This is a genomic window from Pseudomonas sp. GW821-FHT09A09, from assembly GCF_059418405.1.
On record NZ_JBWKPU010000003.1, the window covers coordinates 196013 to 213208 of the forward strand.

Here is a 17196-nt window from a genome sequence, read left to right on the forward strand (position 1 = left end):
GATCAGTTCGTGTCGGCTCGGTACAAGAACGAGACCGGGACCGTATAGGTGGAATCGCCGGTGATGCCGGGGGCCTGGTCGACCGGCGACATTGTCACCACGGTGACCGAGCCCTTCGTGTCCCTGCCGTATAGCGGGAACAGATCGGTCAATTCAGCCGCTATAGGGTTCGTCTTGGTCTTACCCGTGCCCGCAGGCGCGATGATGCTGACCTGAAACACGCCGGTGAACAGCCTGTGGTCACCGCCGAGCGTGTTGCTCGCGGTGTCGCCCGGGATCATGAACGCCCGGAGGTAAGTCTCGCCCGCGCCCGGTGTGTAGGCCGTGTTCTCGAAAACGATCTTTAACTTCTCCGACCTGCCAGCGTTCCAGGTGATCAGCCTGGCCTCGTAAATCGAAGCGATGATTGCGTGAGTCATACCTGGTTGTTCCTGATGGCCTCCAGCACGATCTGCTGGAAGCGAGCCACGGTTACCCGAACCATGCCGCCAGGGGCCTGGGTGGAGTGGCCGAACTCCAGAGGAATGGCATAGGGCAAGTTGTTTACGATGAAAGCCGTTTGCCCGGCCTTGAACTCGATAGCACCCGCCACAAGCCGCGCAGTCGCCCCAGCACCTGTTGGGTCCGGGTGAATACGGAAGCTGTTGTCGACAGATCCGATGGAGAAATTCCAGTTCGCCCGAAAGCGGCCGCCAACATAGTCTTGGCCAGCGACCAGGCCGTTCACGTTGAAGTTCTGGTCGCGCTCGGTCTTCGTCAGCGGCTTGGCGTATTTGACGCCGCGTTTGAGATTGCCAGCCTTCGTGAAATTTGATTCGTTCAGGTTTATGAGCGTGTTGCGGACGGCGACTTTGAAGTCATAGGCATCGGCAGCGCGGGAATTGGCCTCGCGATGAGCGACGTTGGCAGCCCATATTTCAGGATTGCCCACTGGCGACATGCGGATGATGCTGCTGCCGATCTCGATGATGATCTCGCGCAGGCTCGCGTCGATGGCTTCACTGGCATGGGCGGCGAACTCGGCCAGGCTCAGGGCGAATCTGCCGGATTGGCCGGCGCCCGCCCGGCTCATGACCGCACCTGTAGCTCATACAGAATTGGCGTACCGGCGGGGTTGACCTCTTTCAGCGGCGGAACGATTGACCAGGTGCGACCCTGAGCGACCACCTTGTCGAGCAGGCCCGGTACCCAGGCCAATCCCTGCGCGGCGATCTTGAGCTTCTTGTCGCCCTGCTTGATGAGGCTGTTGTTCTGGAATTCTAGGCCGGTGAAGTCGAATATGATGCCTTGGGCTGTTTGCTCGACAGTGAAACCCGGAGCTTCACCCCCCGTCTCCGGGTCGTACTCGCCAGGCTTTGTTTTACTGATGATCACAGGCTGACCGAACTCTGTGATCATATCCAGAGCCAGCACGGCCATTTCGTCGTAGAAGGTGGCCATGGTGTTCTCCGTTGCGGCTATGCGCGGATTGCGAATAGCCCGCGCTTTTGTAGGTAATCGGCGAACTGGGTAGCGCTCGGCCGATCCGGCGCCGCCGGCAGCAGGCGGCCGCTGGTGTTCGGGATCGCTGCGTACTCGCGAGTTACCGCGCCCTCGACGCGTTCCAGCGTCACAGCACCTTTGCGCTTGTCGATTGGGTCGATGTCGTCCTGATGGATCTCGGCGGCCAGGGCCATCTGGCCGTACTGGATACGCGCCGGCAGATAGTTGTCTGGCTTGATTTCGTAATCCAGTTCGACGCCGCGGCGTGGCCAGGACAGGGCCTGCTCGCTGTTGGACTTTCGCCCTTTCCACGTCATGCCATCCATTGCCAGCGCTGCCCGCCGCAGCAACGCTTCCTGTGCTGGCACTTCCGCCGGGATGGTCACGCCGAACTTCACGCCGTACATGGCCAGGTCTTCGGCGGATGCGTAGCTTTCGGCGTCAGGCTTGCCGGTGCCGTCCTCGATGATGAGTGTCATGCGTCAACTCACTGGAATGGTTTGAGATAGGTAGCCGGGCCACCGGCAGCCAGCATTATCAGGCCTTGGGCAGATCAGCGACGAGCTTTTCCAAGGATTCTTTCGAGGCGTTGGCCCGGTATGGCACCTTCGCATCATCCAGCGTGGCCTTGAGGCCTGCGATTTCCTTCGCTTCGGCATCCACTTGACCGGCCTTGTCGGCCTGCTGGAGAAGAACGTCCACCTGACGTTGCAGAGCTGCAACCTTCTCCACTTCACCGTCACGCTCGCGGATCAGGCTTTCCACACCGGAGTTTACCGCCTCGAACACCTGAAACAGGCGGCCAGCGATAGGACCAAGCTCACCTTCGGGGCGCACCAGCGCCTGATCAGTGAATGACTCGACGATCAGGCCGACAGATTCGAGTTCAGCACGGAAGGCATCGATATTGACGCTGGAGTTGCCACCATCGATCAGCAGTACCGTCGGCTGTTCCTTGGTCGTCACTTCCGGCACTTCGTCGGCGGCATCTTCACGACTTTCGGTAACGCTTGCATCGACGATGCGCAGGCCGTTTGCTTTGGCGAGTGCCTTCACGTCTTCCTGGTACTGGTGGAATGGACCAGGCAGATACCAGATGTTCTTGTTGTTCATGATCATGTCCTCGCCAAGCCGGGCGCAGGGCCCGACTCAGCTGTCAGGGTTACTTGGAGGCATCACCGATCAGAGCCACACCGGCGGTGTGCTTGATGCTGGTGGCGGTCTTGTCCCAGTTGGTACCGGTCGCCAGTTCGGCGTCGGTTGGCGACTTGCCGCCGGTGGTGGTGTCCCAGGTGTAACCCTTGAGGCCCAGACCGAAGGTGTAGTCGGTTTGAAGCGTGGTTTCGATACGCTCCTTGCCGTTGGTGGTCTGGACGTTGCTGATGATGTCGCGGCCGTCGTGGACCAAGGCCGCACCCTGCACCAGGGACAGGATGATTTCCTTGTTAGGGGGGCCGGCCTGCATCAGCGCCGGGGCATCCGTCACGACGGAGATTTTGCCGAGGATGTCCACCACTCGCACGTTGCCCGCCTGGAACAGCTGCTGCTGGTTCGCCAGGTTCTGGCCCACCAGCTTGTGATAGCTGGTGCCCTGCATCACCTGGGTCACCAGGTTCTGGCTTGCGTCGCCGAACTTCGCGTGAGCGTTGTTCAGCCCAGCGTAGGTGATGCCAGCGATCGCCGACACATCGTTGACAGCGGCGGCCTGGGCGGTGATTGCAGCAACCAAGGCGGCGATAGCGGTGTTCAGTTGATCCTTCAGCAGGATTTCAGCGAACGCGCGGCTGGCAACCTCGATGCCTTGCGCGGTTGGACGCTCCAGCCAGGTCATCTGCGACGGTTCGTAGCGGATCGGACCGAAACCGCCGGCTACCTTCACCGAAGTGTTCTTCAGCTCGGTCAGATCGGTTGCAGCAACCGCGGCGTTCGCGCTGTAGCGATCCACGCGGCGCTGGGCGGCGGCCAGGGTCTGGAAGAACGACTCTTGGAGGAAGTCACCAGTGAAGCCGTCAGGAGACAGCACGATTGCACCGCGGCTAGCGGCGTTGAATGCGGCGAGATACTGGTCCAGCGTCTCGAGAGTCGCCGGCATGATGTATTCGTTGAAAACCTGCATTTGCGACAGGGACATGAGTTATTTCCTTACGATTGTGGGAGATCCGGGAACCGGCTTGCGATCGCGGCCGTACGTTCCTCTTTGGTGCCGCCGATTTTTCCTTTTGCGGCCCCGCCGCCACCTCCAGCACCAGCAGCCCCGCCGCCAGTTGCCTTACTACCCGCGATCAGCGGCGCGAAGGCCGTGTCGTTTGCGAATTCTGCTTTCAGCTCATCCAACGTTGCCGCCGAGAGCTTGCCCTGCTGATCGAGGACGACCACAACAGGCTTCCCGTCGCGCTGTTCGACGCTCAGACGGCGTTCGATGTGCGGCAACAGGGCTTTGGCGCTGCCTGGGATTGCCAGGGCAGACGCGATATCAGTAGCGGTACGGCCCACGGTCAGATCCCGGATCTGAGTGCTCAGCGTTCCACGCTCCTGTTCCAGCATGCCGTTCAGCTCAGCTTCGCGGCGGTTGTACTTTTCGGACCATGACTTTTCGAGCTCTTCGACGTCGCCGGACTTGCGAGCGGCTTCTTCACGCTCCAGCCGGGTCTGTTCTTCAGCGTCTTTGCGAGCCTTCTCTGCGGCTTTCTTCTCGCCGAGCAATTCATCAACCTTGGCCTTCAGGCCGGTTACATCTTCTTGCTGCGGCAGACCTTCAATGCCGAGTACGAACTTGCCCTCCTTCTCGGTGTAAAGAGCGCGCACGGATTCATCTACCCCTTCCAGGGTATCCAGTTGGAATTTCAGCATTGGTTGTCTCCCAGAGACGTAGGTGCAGGCCCTGCCTGCGGAGATAGAAACAAGACGGGATTGTGTGGAGAATGCACGCGGCCCTTTGAGGCCATGGACCAACTCAGCGATGGAGAACGGGAAAAATGAGTTTCAAAAATGATTGAAGTATTGAAGGTAATAGCAGTGGCGCTAATTACCGGCTTACTGACTCTTGCAGGAGTGATGACAACGAGCGTTACCGGATGGTGGTCTACGTCGCAAACATCTGAGATCGCTAAGCGACAAGCATGCATAGCTCGACTGGATACTCATGAGCAAAATTTTCGAGCGAAAGCAGATTTATTCCTCGGGTCATTAGGGAGCTTTGTCGCGCTAACAGGACATACAAAATTCACTCTCGAGGAATATCACGAGCGACTTGATGGCCTGATGAAAACTGGATATACGTTCAGCGCCTATGCGCCAGCGCTGCTTTCCGTTGTCAGCATCAATATGGTCAATCAGTTGAAAAGCGCGGTTAAAGAACAGGACGATAAAGAGTTCTCCGAAACAATGAATCGTTACAATGCGTCATACGAAAAATGGCACGTACAGTTCCAGAAACGCTTTGATGACATTGAATCTGAACGCCATGACTGTTGATCTATACGCCTGCCCGCTCAAATGCCAGCGGCTCAAGCGCACGCATTTGCAAAAGGGTGAGTCGTGTAAAGTTCCGATCAAGCTGCAGTTCTGAGAATCGCTGGACGCTCAGCCCGCCTTCGCGAAACAGCTTCGCTCGAACGGGACCGATTGCTTTGTCCTGAAACGCCGCCGGCTGCTGCTTGAGCCAGTCGTAGTAGCTGAGATCTGCCCTCACCTGCTGGGCACCGCCATCGCCGATCGACGCCCGCGTGGCGTCCTTAGCGAACAAGGCACTGAACCGCGTCACCGCCACCACCGTCGAGCGGCAGTTGATGTGGATCGGCGGCCTCGGCCCCTCAGTCAGCTTGAACCGACGTTTATCGAGCGTCCGGCACTGGCTGGTGGTCTTCGAATCTAGGGTGCTGACCCACTCCACTGACTGCACGACATCGGCGTTCTCCTTCAGCGTCTCCATGCGCGCTTGGGTGGCGACGTGCTGCACCGCCGTCCGCACGATGGCGCCGGCGTTGCGATTGGTCGTGGCCAACATGCCGTCGTTGTACTGGAGCGCCTTAGTGCCGCGAATATTCTTGATGATCTGGAAGCTGGTCTGGCCTTCGAAGAAGCCCTGCCGGATCGCGCCTGTGAGGCGTTGCCGCTCCGCGGCGGTGAAGGCATCAATGAACGACTTGAGCAGCTTCCCGCCGTCGGCACCGCGCACGCTGAGCGGGTTGGTGAGGATTGCTGCCCTGATTGCCGCCGCACCTGGAACCGCTGCATCAAAGGTGACGCCCACCGGTGCCGCACGTGTCAGGCTGGTCGCCTCAAACTCGGCCTCGTAATTAGCGATGTCCACCAGGTCGAGGTTCAGCTTCTCGCTGTACCGGTCGAAGATTCCCAGCAGCAGGCTATCAACCTCGCTGAGCAGCCGCTCCAGGCGGGCGACGCTGTAGTCCGTCAGATCCGTCCGAGTCAGCCGCTCACGGATAGAGCGGTCGATTTCCTTGAGGAAAGGCGCGAACTTCGCCACCTCCCCCGACTTCAGTTGCTCCAGAAAGACGGCGTGCCGGATGGTGGCGTCAAGGATTGCTTGGTTTGCCGCCATTTGGGATTACCTCGTCGTCATCCAGATCAGGCCCAGTGCTTTGTGCTTCCAGCTCCTCCCGGATCTCTTCGTCCGTCTTCTCTGGGTTGATCACGCCGCGATCACGCAGGTACTGCCAGAAGTCGCCCTCAGGCACCTTGCCACCCTGCACCGCATTGAACAGTGCTACCAGGATCGTCGCGTCCAGGGTTATTTGGCTGAAGTCCTGATTGAGCTTGTAGACCACTTCGCCGGACGCGTTCACGAACTCGGCCATCCAGACCAGGCACTGGCTGTACGCCTCGCTGACGTTACTCACCACCAGGGAGAGAACGCTGTGTTCGGCGGCGCTGTCGTTATCGGCCTGGGTCGCGGTCTTCACTGCACTGCCACGCTCGATCAACCGGGCACCGAGCGAAACCATGTCCTCTTTCTTGGCGTCCATGGCCTCTTTGGCGACGGTGTTGGGCTGCGCCTGCCATACGCCACATGCGCCATTGACAGGTAGCAGCCAGGGCGCCCTGGAACCCAGGAAGATCCCTGCCTCTTCGAGATGGTCGCGCCATTGCTCATCGAGGCCAGACATCCATGGTTGAGGCTGGCCCACCAGGTAAGCTGCCTCTTCGTAGTCGGCACTGTTGCGGTAATGTCCGATGTTCACTTCGGCCATGTCGTACAGCGGCGAGTCGTCGATGCTGGTGTCATTGTTCTCGCTGCCCAGGAACTGGAACGGGATGATTCGCCATGGCTGCCCGGATCCGTTCAGCGGTGCAAATGGCGCCACCGTCATCTCCGTCTTGCTGGATCCTTCTTCCCACAGTTCCTGGGTATACACACCGGTTGGGTCCAGGCGCAGCACGCGATATTGGGTAACCTGCTCACTACCGAACCCGTCATCAGTATCGACGTCGATTTTTTCGCGCAGCACAACCAAGCTCAACAGGTGCTGGCCGCCAACTTGGCGCGTCTTCCAGTTGATGATTGACTCAGCCGGGTAGCTGGCGACGTTTGCACGAGCGCGACCGGCCTGCTCGTCTGCCTTGCTCACTGTGCCCGCCTCTACAGCCGCGTAATCCACCAACAGCCCGTGACGACCGACTTCGAGCAAATGCCCTATGACCGACTGCGACTGCTGGTAAACGCTGACGCCCTGCCCGTCGATGTCCTTTGTCACGTAGTCGAGCGCGCCGGGAACAGTCAGCGTTGGCCAAGTGCGGAACACCGCGCCCACCAGGCTGTGCTTGGTGCGCCCGGTGGCGTTGTAGAAAACAGCACGCTTCTTGTACGCGTCGTATCGGTCCTTGTTGTCCTGGGACTTGTCCGAGGCATTCGGCCGGGGTAAGTAATAATCGCCGGCAGCCTTGACCGTTTCCGAGCCCTTGCAGACGTCGCGCACCAAGCGCCAGCGGTACTTCGCCGCCGTGTACTCGGGACGGGTGAAAGTGACGTCCGTCATCGAGCGACCCCCATTTTCATTGCGGTGACCGGTTTGATGATCGGGTACTCGCGGTGGATGAAGTAGCCGCCGGCGTCGTTCGCGTGATCGATTCCGGCGGTTTTGTCTGGCTCACCGTTCGCACCCCACACCTGCTGTTCCAAGCCATCGGCATAGGTTGGGCAGGTGAACGGGTTGATCCGGTAGCGGCGCTCACCCTGCGCATTGCAGAAGGCGGCGTTCATTGCGTTTATTCGGTCCTTAACCGGCGGGTTTGCCGCTGGTGCGATGACTGCGAACCCGGCCTGCTTGAGCATGGCCAGGTCGGTGATGCTGGCGTTCACGGACTTGCGTGAGTCGCCCGAGGCATCCGGGTAGATCCTGATCTCGCAGGTTTTCCTGAAGTCGTTGCCGTCGTGCTGCCAGTAGCGCTCCTTGATGCGGCGGATCATGTCGGGCGTGTCGTAGCCGTCGATCAACTCATCCACGGCCCTGGGCAGCCCCTGGTCGCGTTTGACGTGGGTGATGGCCGCCATCTTGCCGACGTTGAAGTCCATGCCGATGAACAGCGGTTCGCCGGGCTGCACGGTGTCAAAGCACCCGTTGAGCTTGCGGTCGTAAGCCGTGTAGATCGTGCCTGACGTTAGGTTGACGAACTGCCCACGGAGATACGCTTGAATCAGTTGCGGCGGGTACGACTCCATCAGGGATGCGATGTAGTCATCCGGCAGGTTCAGCTCGTTATCGAACGTGCTGGCCTGCACCAAGCCGTACATGTCGTTCAGCGCCGGCTTGTCACGCAGCTGCTTCACGAACTGCTGGTAGACGAACTTGAAACCCTCAGGCGTGGTGGTTACGTCCACCCCGTTCTTGAGTCCGGACAGGTTGTAACGCATCCGGGCAATGATCTTGCGCCAGGCCTGCTGAGCCTTCAGCAAACTCATCACATCCAACTCATCAACCAGGGCTTGCCCGATCTTGAAGCCGACGATGGTCTGCGGCTTCTCCATCGACCGGCAAATCACAGTGCCGCGGTACTGCCGGCCGCTGTAGATGTGAACTTCGTGGTTCGCCTGGTTGATCTTGGTCTTCAGCCCCCAGTCGTAGGCCACCTCATCCATGGTCGGATAGAAGATGTCTCGGATCTGCGGATAAGTAGGTGCGAAGTATCCCGCGTTGACGCCGGGCCACTCCATGAAGTGCTTGCTCAGCGCCGAGCAGCCCACCCAGGTCTTACCTGAGCCGAACCCAGCGACGAACGCGCGAAACTTGTGAGGTAGCGTGAGGAACTGAGCCTGCGGAACGTTAAGGCTCGGCATTCAGTTTCCTCGCATCCACCACATCGACCTGAATGCGCGTCGGGATCACCGGTTCGTCGCCAGCCTCTTCTTTCCGGGCCCGGTTGACGTAGATGTCGCCGGTTTCTTTCGCGGCCTGTTCGAGGATCTGCATAGCCAGACCGATGTTCTTCATCGACTCGGCCCTCTCCACAAAACGGTTCATGGCACGGAGGCGGAAAGCGCGGTTGGCGATCGGGATCTCGGCAGTCTCTTCTCGGAATCGCTTGCGGGTGTCGTGGAACAGGGTCACCCACTTCTTTGCCAGGTCTCGCCCGGCGCGCTTGGTAGGGTCTTGGGCCTCGCACTGTTGGCGGGTCACCTCAATTCCGAATTCTTCTCGGACAGCTGCTGCAACCTGCGACGGAGTATCGAAGCACGCCAAGGCCTGAACCATGAAGCCTTTCACCTCATTGCTCAGGGCTGCCATAGGGTAAATTCCGTCTTAGGTCTGTCAGGGGTCAGGCCAATCTGAGCAGACAGGTTCCGCAGGCCCTCGCAATGTTCAATTTCCCCACCTCAGCAGGACTGTTTGCAGCATCCACCAGCGCTTGAACGCCAGGGCTTGCACCATAACGGCGGACGACACCGACGAACTCTTCAACGTCGTGGCCCTGCAGCTTGATCTTCGGTGCGCCGTCTTGGGTGAATGCTGGTTGACCGTACTTGTCGGTCGCATGAGCCAGGTGATACAGCTCGTGTTCGATCAGGGCGCAGAACTCAAGGTCGCTGCACTGGGCGCAGTAGTCGGCTGCTAGGGTGATGATGAAAGCCGGCACATCGCCGAACCAATCACGCATCTGTTGCTCCATCCGAGCCTTCTGCCAGCCACCTGCGCGGAACTCTACCTGTTCGGCCTGACCCAAGACTTTACGGCCTTGCTTCTCAAAACTCGACGACGCCCACATGATTCGGATGTCTGCATCCAGTAGGTGGGCATGGTCTTCGTTGTGAATGCTGCCGCTGTCAGAAAGGATCTCGGCCTGGAGCCATTCCCACACTTCGGGAGCCGGGGTTAGGCGAATGCCGAAGTCTGATAGATCGGACAGCTCAAGCAGTGACGATGGAGGGTATGGCCTATCCATGGATCACCTTGAGCTTGAAATAGTGGAGTGTTACCGGTATTGGTGGCGGCCTCAAAAAGTAAGGAAGCTCAATTCAATGACTCGCATTAAATGTATTTGCCTTAGCGCTCTCGCAGTTGTAACTCTCTCAGGATGCGTTACTGCCCCTACCTGGGTTAACAGGGGGCCAGTAGATCTAGACGTTTGGAACGGCCTGATGAACTGCTACACCGATGCCAATATCATCGACGGAGAAAGGATGGAGGGGACGCTCTGCGCCACGCAGGAATCTGGTTTCTTCGGAGGCGGCGAACCTGAAGTCTATTTCGGGCCATGGAATCGGAAATTCATGAAAGAGTACGCTAGCGCAGCCACTGCTGGTGTAGCTCAGGACTGGAAGGGTAAAAAGGTATTCTTGCAATGCGACCCCACACTCGCGAGTGATAACAAAACAGTTGCGAAGCGCTTTTGCAAAGTCACGGTCAACGATCAGTTACTGGTTAGCGCAACCGTCAAGTACGTGAAGTAGAAATAGGCCTCTCAAGCCATCAGGCTCAAAACCCGGCCCGGTAGGCACGTTCGATTGCCTCCCAGTCGGGTTGCTTGGTTGTCATAAATTGTCTCAGGTCAGCTCAAAGGCGGGATTGAAATAGTGGCGCGTTGCCGGTATTGATTGCGGTCAATTCACAAGGATGGATTTCATGACTGAGAGATATAGCGTTGTACACATTCCCCGCAGCGATTTGATTGCGATTACTAGCAGTGTCCGAGTTGAATCGTCGAGCCCAACCGAGGCCCACTACCAAGTCGTGGACTCTACCTCAGATGGTGAATGCGTTAGTGGGCCTTACTCTGACGAGCGCGAGGCAAACCTTGCATGTGCTCGGCTGAGCTCGGGGATACACGTCCTCTACCTCCCTAACTTCAACAGGCTTCTGCTGGAAAAATCTAAAGCTATCACCGTTGAATCCGGCACAGAGTTGTTTGTTGGGCTCAACCGTAAGCAATCCGAAAGGTATGCCCATCTCCATACCGGGGACGTCACCGACGAGTTCATTGACCTAGACCGAATTCACAAAATAGCTCTGACGGGAATAGAAGATCTGTAATTCTTCATGTGAATGTGTCGCACTCACCTGCGGCACACCTACCCCGCCCTTGCAGGTTCGATGTTCACAGTCCGGATCGCACCGCCTGTGCTGGTGTCGCGCTTTGCAGCCATTTCTACCGCCTGATAGGCAGTCGCGCCCATATCCATTGCGGCGAATGCGTAGGGCGTGCCGCTACCAATGGCGTAGGGGCGATCAAGCATGATCGGCGACTTCCACAGGCCTGTAGCGTCATCCACGGCAACCAGCATCAACTGCTCACCGTCCAGCACAATGGCTGAAACGTCGATGTTGCCTTCAGGCTTTGCACCGAAGTAAGCATCAACCAAGCGCTGATAGTCAGCAACCGCACCCGAGCAGAAGAACTTCACACCGTTGCGCTCAAGGCATTTTTCGTAATCGTCGTAGGTGATCACATCACCACGGGTTATCTGGGAGTCATAGGCGATCACGCCGTCTTTGTAGGCAATGGTCGTCATCTGCATCCCTCATGATTGCGCGCCACGATTTGGCGCATTCGAAAACGTGGCGCGGATTACTTGGCGCGGCGATCGATACCGCCAGGCGCCTTGTCACAATGCAAGCAATGCTCGCAGTTCAGCGCGCGGCACAGCCAGACCTTCACCCGCTGCCAGTAAGTGACCATGAAGATGTGCCGCACACCGGCCAAGGCCAGGGCGACGTGCAGCGTCAGACCAGCACTGCTCGGGCCGAAGAAGATGTTCTGGCTGCGCGCCATGACGACAAAGCCGCTGATGGCGATCGTCGAGTAGATCAGCTTCCCGAGGATGCCGTCCCTCACCTTCCCGCTCAGTACGCACCAGGCAGCCCACAGCGCGATAAGGCCGCAGGCGATGGAGTTAATCAGCTCAAGATTCATGGGTTGCCTCCCCCGAACCGCTGGCGAATGAGCGCCCAGAGGTCAGCGGATTTAATGGCTCGATTGATGGCCGCCAGGAGCGAGCCGCCAAAGGCTCCCAACAGGAAGCCAATGCCGGCGACGATCTTCGGCTCGGTCACGCCCAGGTAAGTACTCACCATGCTCGTAAGGTAGATCGAGCAGGCCATACCGGTGATGAGGAAGATCATCCAGGCACGCCAGTCCTTCAGGTCGTCCTTGTGCCACCAGCTGGCGATCACAGCCCCAACGAGGCCCGCAATCAGCAATTCGAACCTGTCGATCTTGTCGAGCAGGCGCTGTAGATACTCCATGCGCTCGACTCCGTGGGGCATGTTTGAAATAGGTCAGCCCCGACGGCACTCCCTGCTCAGTGCGAAGGGTGTGGCGGGGCCGAAAACGAAAAAGCCCAGCTCGATGGCTGGGCTTGTCTAATAAGTCTTCTTTACTTTTTGTATGGTGATAACAAGTCAGCTCCCGCCCAGGTAAGACGCCACGCAGCGGCATCCTTGATGCCTGGGCCATCTGTCCTCACTCGCGCCTCGATGAACCCCGCTTCACGCAGCATGTACATGGCAGCTTTTACTTGGTCATTCAAGCGATCGCCCAAGACACCCTTCTCTTTTAACTGCTGGTGAATCTGGCTATCGGTAACTTCATCCCCGAGCGGCAGTGACTCGATTGCCTTCAGAACAAATTCAACAATGTATTTATCGCGTTTCATGCCACCACTCCTATCAAGCTCAAATCCTTAAGTGTTCGAGCGAAACAAGCGTAACAACTTGATGGCAATATGACATCCCAGAATGAGAACATAAAAACCGGCGCTTGGCCGGGTTCAGAATAAGTGGGGATGGATGGGATTCGAACCCATGGTCGCCTTGGTATAGCCCCGTAGCGGACACCTCAACGACTAGCTACCGGTGCGGTATCTATGCGCACTCATTCAACCTTAAGCCGCTCGGTCACCGCCCCCGGAATGCAAAAAGCCCCGCACAGTGGCGAGGCTCTTAAGTGTCAATCCCTAACGCGCAAGATCGACAGGATGGGTAAATACTCTCTCACTTTCTCACTCATTGCAATGGCTATTTGCTACGCCGCGCAACTTTCGATAAGCCCCTCTGCGTCGAGCAGTTCCTGAGCAGCAGTGAGCGCCTCGTTCACCTGGTCATCCAGCGCCTTGCGGATCGACGAGCGCCAACGGTAGCGGGTCGATTCCGGCTTGCCGTCATTGTCCCAATTGGTGATGTCGTACCAGGCGGCCGGCAGCACTGCGGCGGAGCGCTTGCCATCGGCACCGGCCACTTGTGGAATCGCCCAGGTCAATACCGCGCACTCCCGAAACCGTTTCGGAGCCGGCGACTTCACCGAATTCAGCAGCTCCAGGATCGCGCCGTGCTTGCGCGCCTCATGGGTGGAGTACTTGGCCACCAGTGCCCGCCAGTGCGCTGAGGGCAGCGCCTTATGCAACCGACCGAATACCCAGCAGTCCTGGAGAAACGCAGCCTCCTTGCCGACGATCTCCCCCTTCTGCTTGGCGCACTGAACTCTCGGCTCGAAGTCGCAGCCGCCGGCGGAACTGATGGTCTCGGCCGCAAGCGCCCGAACTACTGCTGAAACAACGTTGCGATAGGTCATGCGGCTTCCCCTTTTTTCAGCTCTCTGATCATTGCCCGGTACTTGGCCTTGATGGCCTTGATCTCTTCCACGGTGTACTTGCAGGCAGGGTGCAGCCCTTCCAGCCACGCCACCTTCTCGGCGCCGATGCGCTGCACCAGACGGATGCGATACTCCACGGCATTTCCGGAAAGGTTGCGGTTGCACCTCACGCACTGGCGATGGATGTTCAGCGGCTCGAAGCGCAACTCTGGGCAGGCACCCACGGATCGGTAATGCCCAGCGTCCCACCGGCTGCCGGTCATGAGGTCGTTGTCGTTCGGCGTGGAGTCGCAGCTGATGCAGGGCAGGTGCGCGTCACGCAGGCGCACGTACTCGTTCACTGCCGCCTGGGCTTCGCGCAAGTGATCCGCCCTGCTCTTCAGCTTCTCCTTGCGGACCTTGATGTCCTTGCGCTCGATATCGGCCAAGGCCTTGCGCGCCTTCGGCTCATGCCTGGGCGCGTCGATCATTGCGCAAGCCGGACTGCACACCGCCTGACCGAGGCGCGCTGGGGTGAATGTGGTCCCGCATGTGGCGACACGGCACTTCTTTGGCTTGGGCTGCTTTCGCTCAATTGTCATGCGGCCTCCTTGAATGCTTCGAACTCGGCCATCTCAGTCAGGCGCTCCTCGGTGAGTGTTGGCCAGTCGTGGAGCACCAGGTACGCACAGCACTGGCGCCAGAAGTCTTGGAATGTCTCCTCCCCCATCGAGTCGTAGGAAAGGCTGCGGGGTGTCTTGCGGGTGAGTTGGCCTAGGCCAGGGATGTCGAACGCTTCCTCGTCGCAGTACACGCCCGACTCCAGTTGCAGAGCCTTGATAGCGTCGTGGGACTGCTTGCCAGAGAAGCGGTCGATGTTCTGGCTCAACACCCGGCCCAGGCCGTGGACCAGACCGTTGAACCGTGGGTTACGCGGCTGCTTCAGCTCGGCGCGGATCTTCGTGTTGATCCGAAAATCCCGCTCGCGAAGAATTGACCGGTCAGCGTCGGAGGACGGCACGAATGCGGCAACCTCTCGGCCGGTGGCCGGATCAACCAGGCGGCGCAGTATCAGGTACACGGGCATTGGGCGGGGCTTGGCAGGCTTGGTCATTGCGCTGCCCTCTTCGCTTCCAGCTCCTGGGCCTGCTTGATCAGTAGAGCCCGGCGATCCGCCAGCTCATCGGCGGCTTCAATCCGAATTTCATCCTTACGCTCTGCGCTGGCTTTTCGCATTTCCAACATCGAGTTCTTCACCAGCTCCAGCCTCTGGCGCAGCGCCGGCTCTGGACGGGTAACAGCACCAGTGAGCACACCAGCGATGGCGCGACCGTCTTCGGAAATCGGTTCAACACTCAGGTCAGCCAAGTACTTTTGGCCGTGGTCGCGGGGTATTCGCTTCAGCTCCATGGCCTTGGTGACGGCCTGGATACGGCGGTTGGCGTCAAAGCCCACGGAAACATGCCAGTTGACCGGTTTCGCATCCTCACGGGCCTGGCCCACAAACCGCTGGTAGGCGTCGATGAACGCCATGCGTGCACCGATCTTGTCGCCGCCATCCAAGATGGGTTTCGCAGCAGCCAGGGCCAGTTGGATCTCGTCGGTCAGCACCACGGTTTCAAATTCGTCGTTGGTGGTCATTGCGATGGCCCAGGCCTCGTCCTTGCCGGGACGGCCGTCGGAGGACTGGACGCGCTGCAGGATGTCGGCCATTGCCAGCTTGCCCTTCACTTCGAAGCGGCAGGCTTTCAGCGCGGCTTTGACGACGGGCACCGGGTAGGCACAAAGGTCTTCGGCCATCATCGCGGCGGTGCCTGGGTTCATTTCCTGCCCCATAGCCTCGGCGGTTGCACAAATGGCGGCGGCCAGCCCGGCGACCTGCTGGTCGTTCATTTCAGAGGTATTCATTGCGGTCACCTGCTTGGCGCTTGGCCAGGACTATCTGGGCGGCCTGCTCGGCTGCGGAATGGTTCGCCTCAGTCCGCTCCATCTGGCGGGCGGTTGTGCCGTTGATGCGCTGACCGGTCACCCATTGGGTGTGGTAGCTCTCGGCGTTGACCAGCAGCTCGTTGAGGCTGTGGCACTTGCGCAGAACAGCGGCATCGCTGGTTTTCAGGAAGTGAGCGGCAACATGATGGGCGACATCGGCGCCGAGGCGGTCAACCAGTTGGCCGAGTTGGCCGCCGACCTTGGCATTCCACACCGGCCAAGCGCTGTAGCGTTTTCGGTAAGCCATGGCGTAGTTCGCCCAAACCTTGAAGGTTTTGCAGGTCTGGTCTTTGGGGCCCGGCATGTCAGCGGGGATCTCAACTCGTGGGGCATCGGTGCGATCAACCACCAGAACCAAACCGTGGGACTGAGCCGGCTTGCCGGTGGCGTCCTGCAAGTCCTGACTGGTGTCCTGATTGGTACCCTGATGATTGGTATCATGATTTGTCGGAGATTTATCCGACCCTTGGCCGGATTTTTTTCCGACCTTGCTCGGAGATTTATCCGAGGTAGATCGGATTTTTTTCCGACCCTTATTGTTTGGCGGGGTCGGATATTTTTCCGACCCGTCGAGCTTCTGGTTCCACTCGATCGCTTTCTCTGTGAGGCGGAAAAGCGTGATGTTCGAAGTGCTGGAAAGCTCAATCAAACCGGCCTCTTCCAGGGCCTTCAGCATGCGATAAGCGGTGTCCGGCTTGTCAGTGAGTAGCGGAAGCTCCTCAGTGATCTTGGCCTTGCTCAGCGCGAAGAAGATCCCGTCATCTGTCTTGATTGGCTTGGCCCAGCTCGGGCAGCCGTAGACGAACGCGAAGAGCAGGGCCTGCTGAGAATTCAGCCCCCACTCCAACGCCTTCACCTGGTTAATCGTGACGGTGTATTGCATGTCAGGCCGCCAAGTAAACTGAAAATGAGCGAATACTCGCCACGGTTTCAGCACGCGGAAAACGTGGCGCGAGGTTGGTAGCGCTATTGATATGTGGCTGGCTTTGCATATACTCGGCCTCAGAAAGTGTTATCGAATCAGCCGACCTCGTACGTCGGCTTTTTTGTGTCTGAAGTTCAGGCGATGGATTTCAGTGGCCGCGCCCCAGCGAGCAACTGCTCCGCACGACGCCCCAGCTCCCCCGCCTTTGCTTCAACCTGGCGGCACTGCTTGGCGAACGCTGGCAAGTGCGGCAGATCCAGTTCGCACATCACCTGGTCATCAAACACTTCGCTGCCGGTGTCGATCACATCGCCTAGCGCGCGTATCAGAGCACCGAAGCTTTTGTTCGCACATTGGTCGCTGGTCATCTGGCGGGCGCCGGTCAGGCCGTGGCGGCTTGCCAACTCGTTTACGCAGTGGTCGCGGAATTCAGGTTCAAGGGCGTTGACCCACGACTCTTCCAGCCAGGACGGCATTTCCTGATCGAAGGACAGCCAGCGCTGAACACGCTTGAGCCAGCGGCCAGTCGCCTTAACGAATTCGGCAACATCGTTTTGGCGGGCCAGTTCTTCAAAGTCCGGGACTTTCGCATCCCGGATCCTCTCTGGCGGCACAGTCAGATAGATTTCGCGGCTCAGCGCCTGGGCGAAGTCGTCCTGGCTGAGGCTGGTGCGCGCGATCTGGTTTGCAGCGTGGGCGACCAGCACCTGATCACGGGTTTGTACGGTGTGTCTGGAACTGGACGTTTGCATGGGGACTGCTCTCTTCTAATCTGGCTT

At 58.8% G+C, this 17196-nt stretch carries 24 protein-coding genes; 2 read left to right on the forward strand and 22 right to left on the reverse strand.

All coding sequences use genetic code 11. From position 1 onward, the window contains the following. Positions 1-2: 2 nt before the first annotated feature. Genes AC07OV_RS03850 through AC07OV_RS03880 form a run of 7 tightly spaced genes read right to left on the reverse strand, consistent with a single transcriptional unit; the run spans position 3 to position 4332 of the window. Positions 3-419, reverse strand: a complete 417-nt coding sequence (locus tag AC07OV_RS03850) for a phage tail terminator-like protein (protein ID WP_495091591.1) — start codon at positions 417-419, stop codon at positions 3-5. After that, positions 416-1072 carry a hypothetical protein gene (locus AC07OV_RS03855; RefSeq protein WP_495091592.1) on the reverse strand — a complete coding sequence of 219 codons (657 nt, stop codon included), beginning with the start codon at positions 1070-1072 and terminating at the stop codon, positions 416-418. Before AC07OV_RS03855 ends, AC07OV_RS03850 begins: the two co-directional genes overlap by 4 nt. Next, positions 1069-1440, reverse strand: a complete 372-nt coding sequence (locus tag AC07OV_RS03860; RefSeq protein WP_495091593.1) for a hypothetical protein — start codon at positions 1438-1440, stop codon at positions 1069-1071. Before AC07OV_RS03860 ends, AC07OV_RS03855 begins: the two co-directional genes overlap by 4 nt. 17 nt (positions 1441-1457) lie before the next feature. Further along, positions 1458-1961 (reverse strand): DnaT-like ssDNA-binding protein, encoded by a 504-nt coding sequence (locus AC07OV_RS03865; RefSeq protein ID WP_495091594.1) that lies wholly within the window; start codon positions 1959-1961, stop codon positions 1458-1460. Between the two features lie 58 nt (positions 1962-2019). Next, entirely contained in the window at positions 2020-2595 is a 576-nt protein-coding gene (locus tag AC07OV_RS03870) for a hypothetical protein (RefSeq protein WP_495091595.1), read from the reverse strand. Between the two features lie 49 nt (positions 2596-2644). Beyond that, positions 2645-3613, reverse strand: coding sequence for a major capsid protein (locus tag AC07OV_RS03875; protein ID WP_495091596.1), 969 nt, complete (start codon positions 3611-3613; stop codon positions 2645-2647). An 11-nt stretch (positions 3614-3624) separates the two neighbouring features. Next, positions 3625-4332: a hypothetical protein gene (locus AC07OV_RS03880; protein WP_495091597.1), complete on the reverse strand. Its 708-nt coding sequence runs from the start codon at positions 4330-4332 to the stop codon at positions 3625-3627. A gap of 138 nt (positions 4333-4470) precedes the next feature. On the opposite strand from AC07OV_RS03880, the gene AC07OV_RS03885 reads away from it, so the two are divergent. Beyond that, positions 4471-4956, forward strand: coding sequence for a hypothetical protein (locus tag AC07OV_RS03885; RefSeq protein ID WP_495091598.1), 486 nt, complete (start codon positions 4471-4473; stop codon positions 4954-4956). 1 nt (position 4957) lies between these two features. Here the strand turns inward: AC07OV_RS03885 and AC07OV_RS03890 are convergent, their stop codons facing one another. From AC07OV_RS03890 to AC07OV_RS03910, 5 genes are read right to left on the reverse strand one after another with little or no spacing between them, the layout of a single operon-like run. After that, positions 4958-6043 (reverse strand): minor capsid protein, encoded by a 1086-nt coding sequence (locus AC07OV_RS03890; protein ID WP_495091599.1) that lies wholly within the window; start codon positions 6041-6043, stop codon positions 4958-4960. After that, positions 6018-7478, reverse strand: coding sequence for a DUF4055 domain-containing protein (locus AC07OV_RS03895; RefSeq protein WP_495091600.1), 1461 nt, complete (start codon positions 7476-7478; stop codon positions 6018-6020). The genes AC07OV_RS03890 and AC07OV_RS03895 overlap by 26 nt, the downstream gene beginning before the upstream one ends. Next, positions 7475-8776: a terminase large subunit domain-containing protein gene (locus AC07OV_RS03900; RefSeq protein ID WP_495091601.1), complete on the reverse strand. Its 1302-nt coding sequence runs from the start codon at positions 8774-8776 to the stop codon at positions 7475-7477. Before AC07OV_RS03900 ends, AC07OV_RS03895 begins: the two co-directional genes overlap by 4 nt. Continuing rightward, positions 8763-9224 carry a DUF2280 domain-containing protein gene (locus AC07OV_RS03905; RefSeq protein ID WP_495091602.1) on the reverse strand — a complete coding sequence of 154 codons (462 nt, stop codon included), beginning with the start codon at positions 9222-9224 and terminating at the stop codon, positions 8763-8765. The genes AC07OV_RS03900 and AC07OV_RS03905 overlap by 14 nt, the downstream gene beginning before the upstream one ends. Before the next feature lie 31 nt (positions 9225-9255). After that, complete coding sequence (locus AC07OV_RS03910; protein WP_495091603.1) at positions 9256-9879, reverse strand: putative metallopeptidase; 624 nt, start codon at positions 9877-9879, stop codon at positions 9256-9258. 196 nt (positions 9880-10075) lie between these two features. Here AC07OV_RS03910 and AC07OV_RS03915 point away from each other — a divergent pair, with 196 nt between their 5' ends. Continuing rightward, positions 10076-10387, forward strand: coding sequence for a hypothetical protein (locus AC07OV_RS03915; RefSeq protein WP_068936736.1), 312 nt, complete (start codon positions 10076-10078; stop codon positions 10385-10387). A gap of 618 nt (positions 10388-11005) precedes the next feature. Here the strand turns inward: AC07OV_RS03915 and AC07OV_RS03920 are convergent. The 10 genes from AC07OV_RS03920 to AC07OV_RS03965 form a co-directional block, all read right to left on the reverse strand. After that, a complete protein-coding gene (locus AC07OV_RS03920; RefSeq protein WP_495091604.1) occupies positions 11006-11446 on the reverse strand; it encodes an Ntn hydrolase family protein in 441 nt (146 codons plus the stop codon). 56 nt (positions 11447-11502) lie between these two features. Then, positions 11503-11847 carry a hypothetical protein gene (locus AC07OV_RS03925; protein ID WP_495091605.1) on the reverse strand — a complete coding sequence of 115 codons (345 nt, stop codon included), beginning with the start codon at positions 11845-11847 and terminating at the stop codon, positions 11503-11505. Next, complete coding sequence (locus AC07OV_RS03930) at positions 11844-12179, reverse strand: MFS transporter (RefSeq protein WP_495091606.1); 336 nt, start codon at positions 12177-12179, stop codon at positions 11844-11846. The genes AC07OV_RS03925 and AC07OV_RS03930 overlap by 4 nt, the downstream gene beginning before the upstream one ends. A gap of 131 nt (positions 12180-12310) precedes the next feature. Continuing rightward, positions 12311-12589 carry a hypothetical protein gene (locus AC07OV_RS03935; RefSeq protein ID WP_495091607.1) on the reverse strand — a complete coding sequence of 93 codons (279 nt, stop codon included), beginning with the start codon at positions 12587-12589 and terminating at the stop codon, positions 12311-12313. Positions 12590-12957: 368 nt separating this feature from the next. Next, on the reverse strand, positions 12958-13503 hold the full coding sequence (locus AC07OV_RS03940; protein WP_495091608.1) for a hypothetical protein: 546 nt from the start codon (positions 13501-13503) through the stop codon (positions 12958-12960). Then, positions 13500-14105 (reverse strand): recombination protein NinG, encoded by a 606-nt coding sequence (locus AC07OV_RS03945; RefSeq protein ID WP_495091609.1) that lies wholly within the window; start codon positions 14103-14105, stop codon positions 13500-13502. The genes AC07OV_RS03940 and AC07OV_RS03945 overlap by 4 nt, the downstream gene beginning before the upstream one ends. Next, on the reverse strand, positions 14102-14524 hold the full coding sequence (locus AC07OV_RS03950) for a hypothetical protein (RefSeq protein ID WP_495091610.1): 423 nt from the start codon (positions 14522-14524) through the stop codon (positions 14102-14104). Before AC07OV_RS03950 ends, AC07OV_RS03945 begins: the two co-directional genes overlap by 4 nt. A gap of 89 nt (positions 14525-14613) precedes the next feature. Beyond that, a complete protein-coding gene (locus tag AC07OV_RS03955) occupies positions 14614-15411 on the reverse strand; it encodes a hypothetical protein (protein ID WP_495091611.1) in 798 nt (265 codons plus the stop codon). Continuing rightward, entirely contained in the window at positions 15398-16375 is a 978-nt protein-coding gene (locus tag AC07OV_RS03960; RefSeq protein WP_495091612.1) for a phage replication protein, read from the reverse strand. The genes AC07OV_RS03955 and AC07OV_RS03960 overlap by 14 nt, the downstream gene beginning before the upstream one ends. Positions 16376-16551: 176 nt before the next feature. Continuing rightward, positions 16552-17169: a DUF8585 domain-containing protein gene (locus AC07OV_RS03965; RefSeq protein WP_495091613.1), complete on the reverse strand. Its 618-nt coding sequence runs from the start codon at positions 17167-17169 to the stop codon at positions 16552-16554. Positions 17170-17196 lie beyond the last annotated feature (27 nt).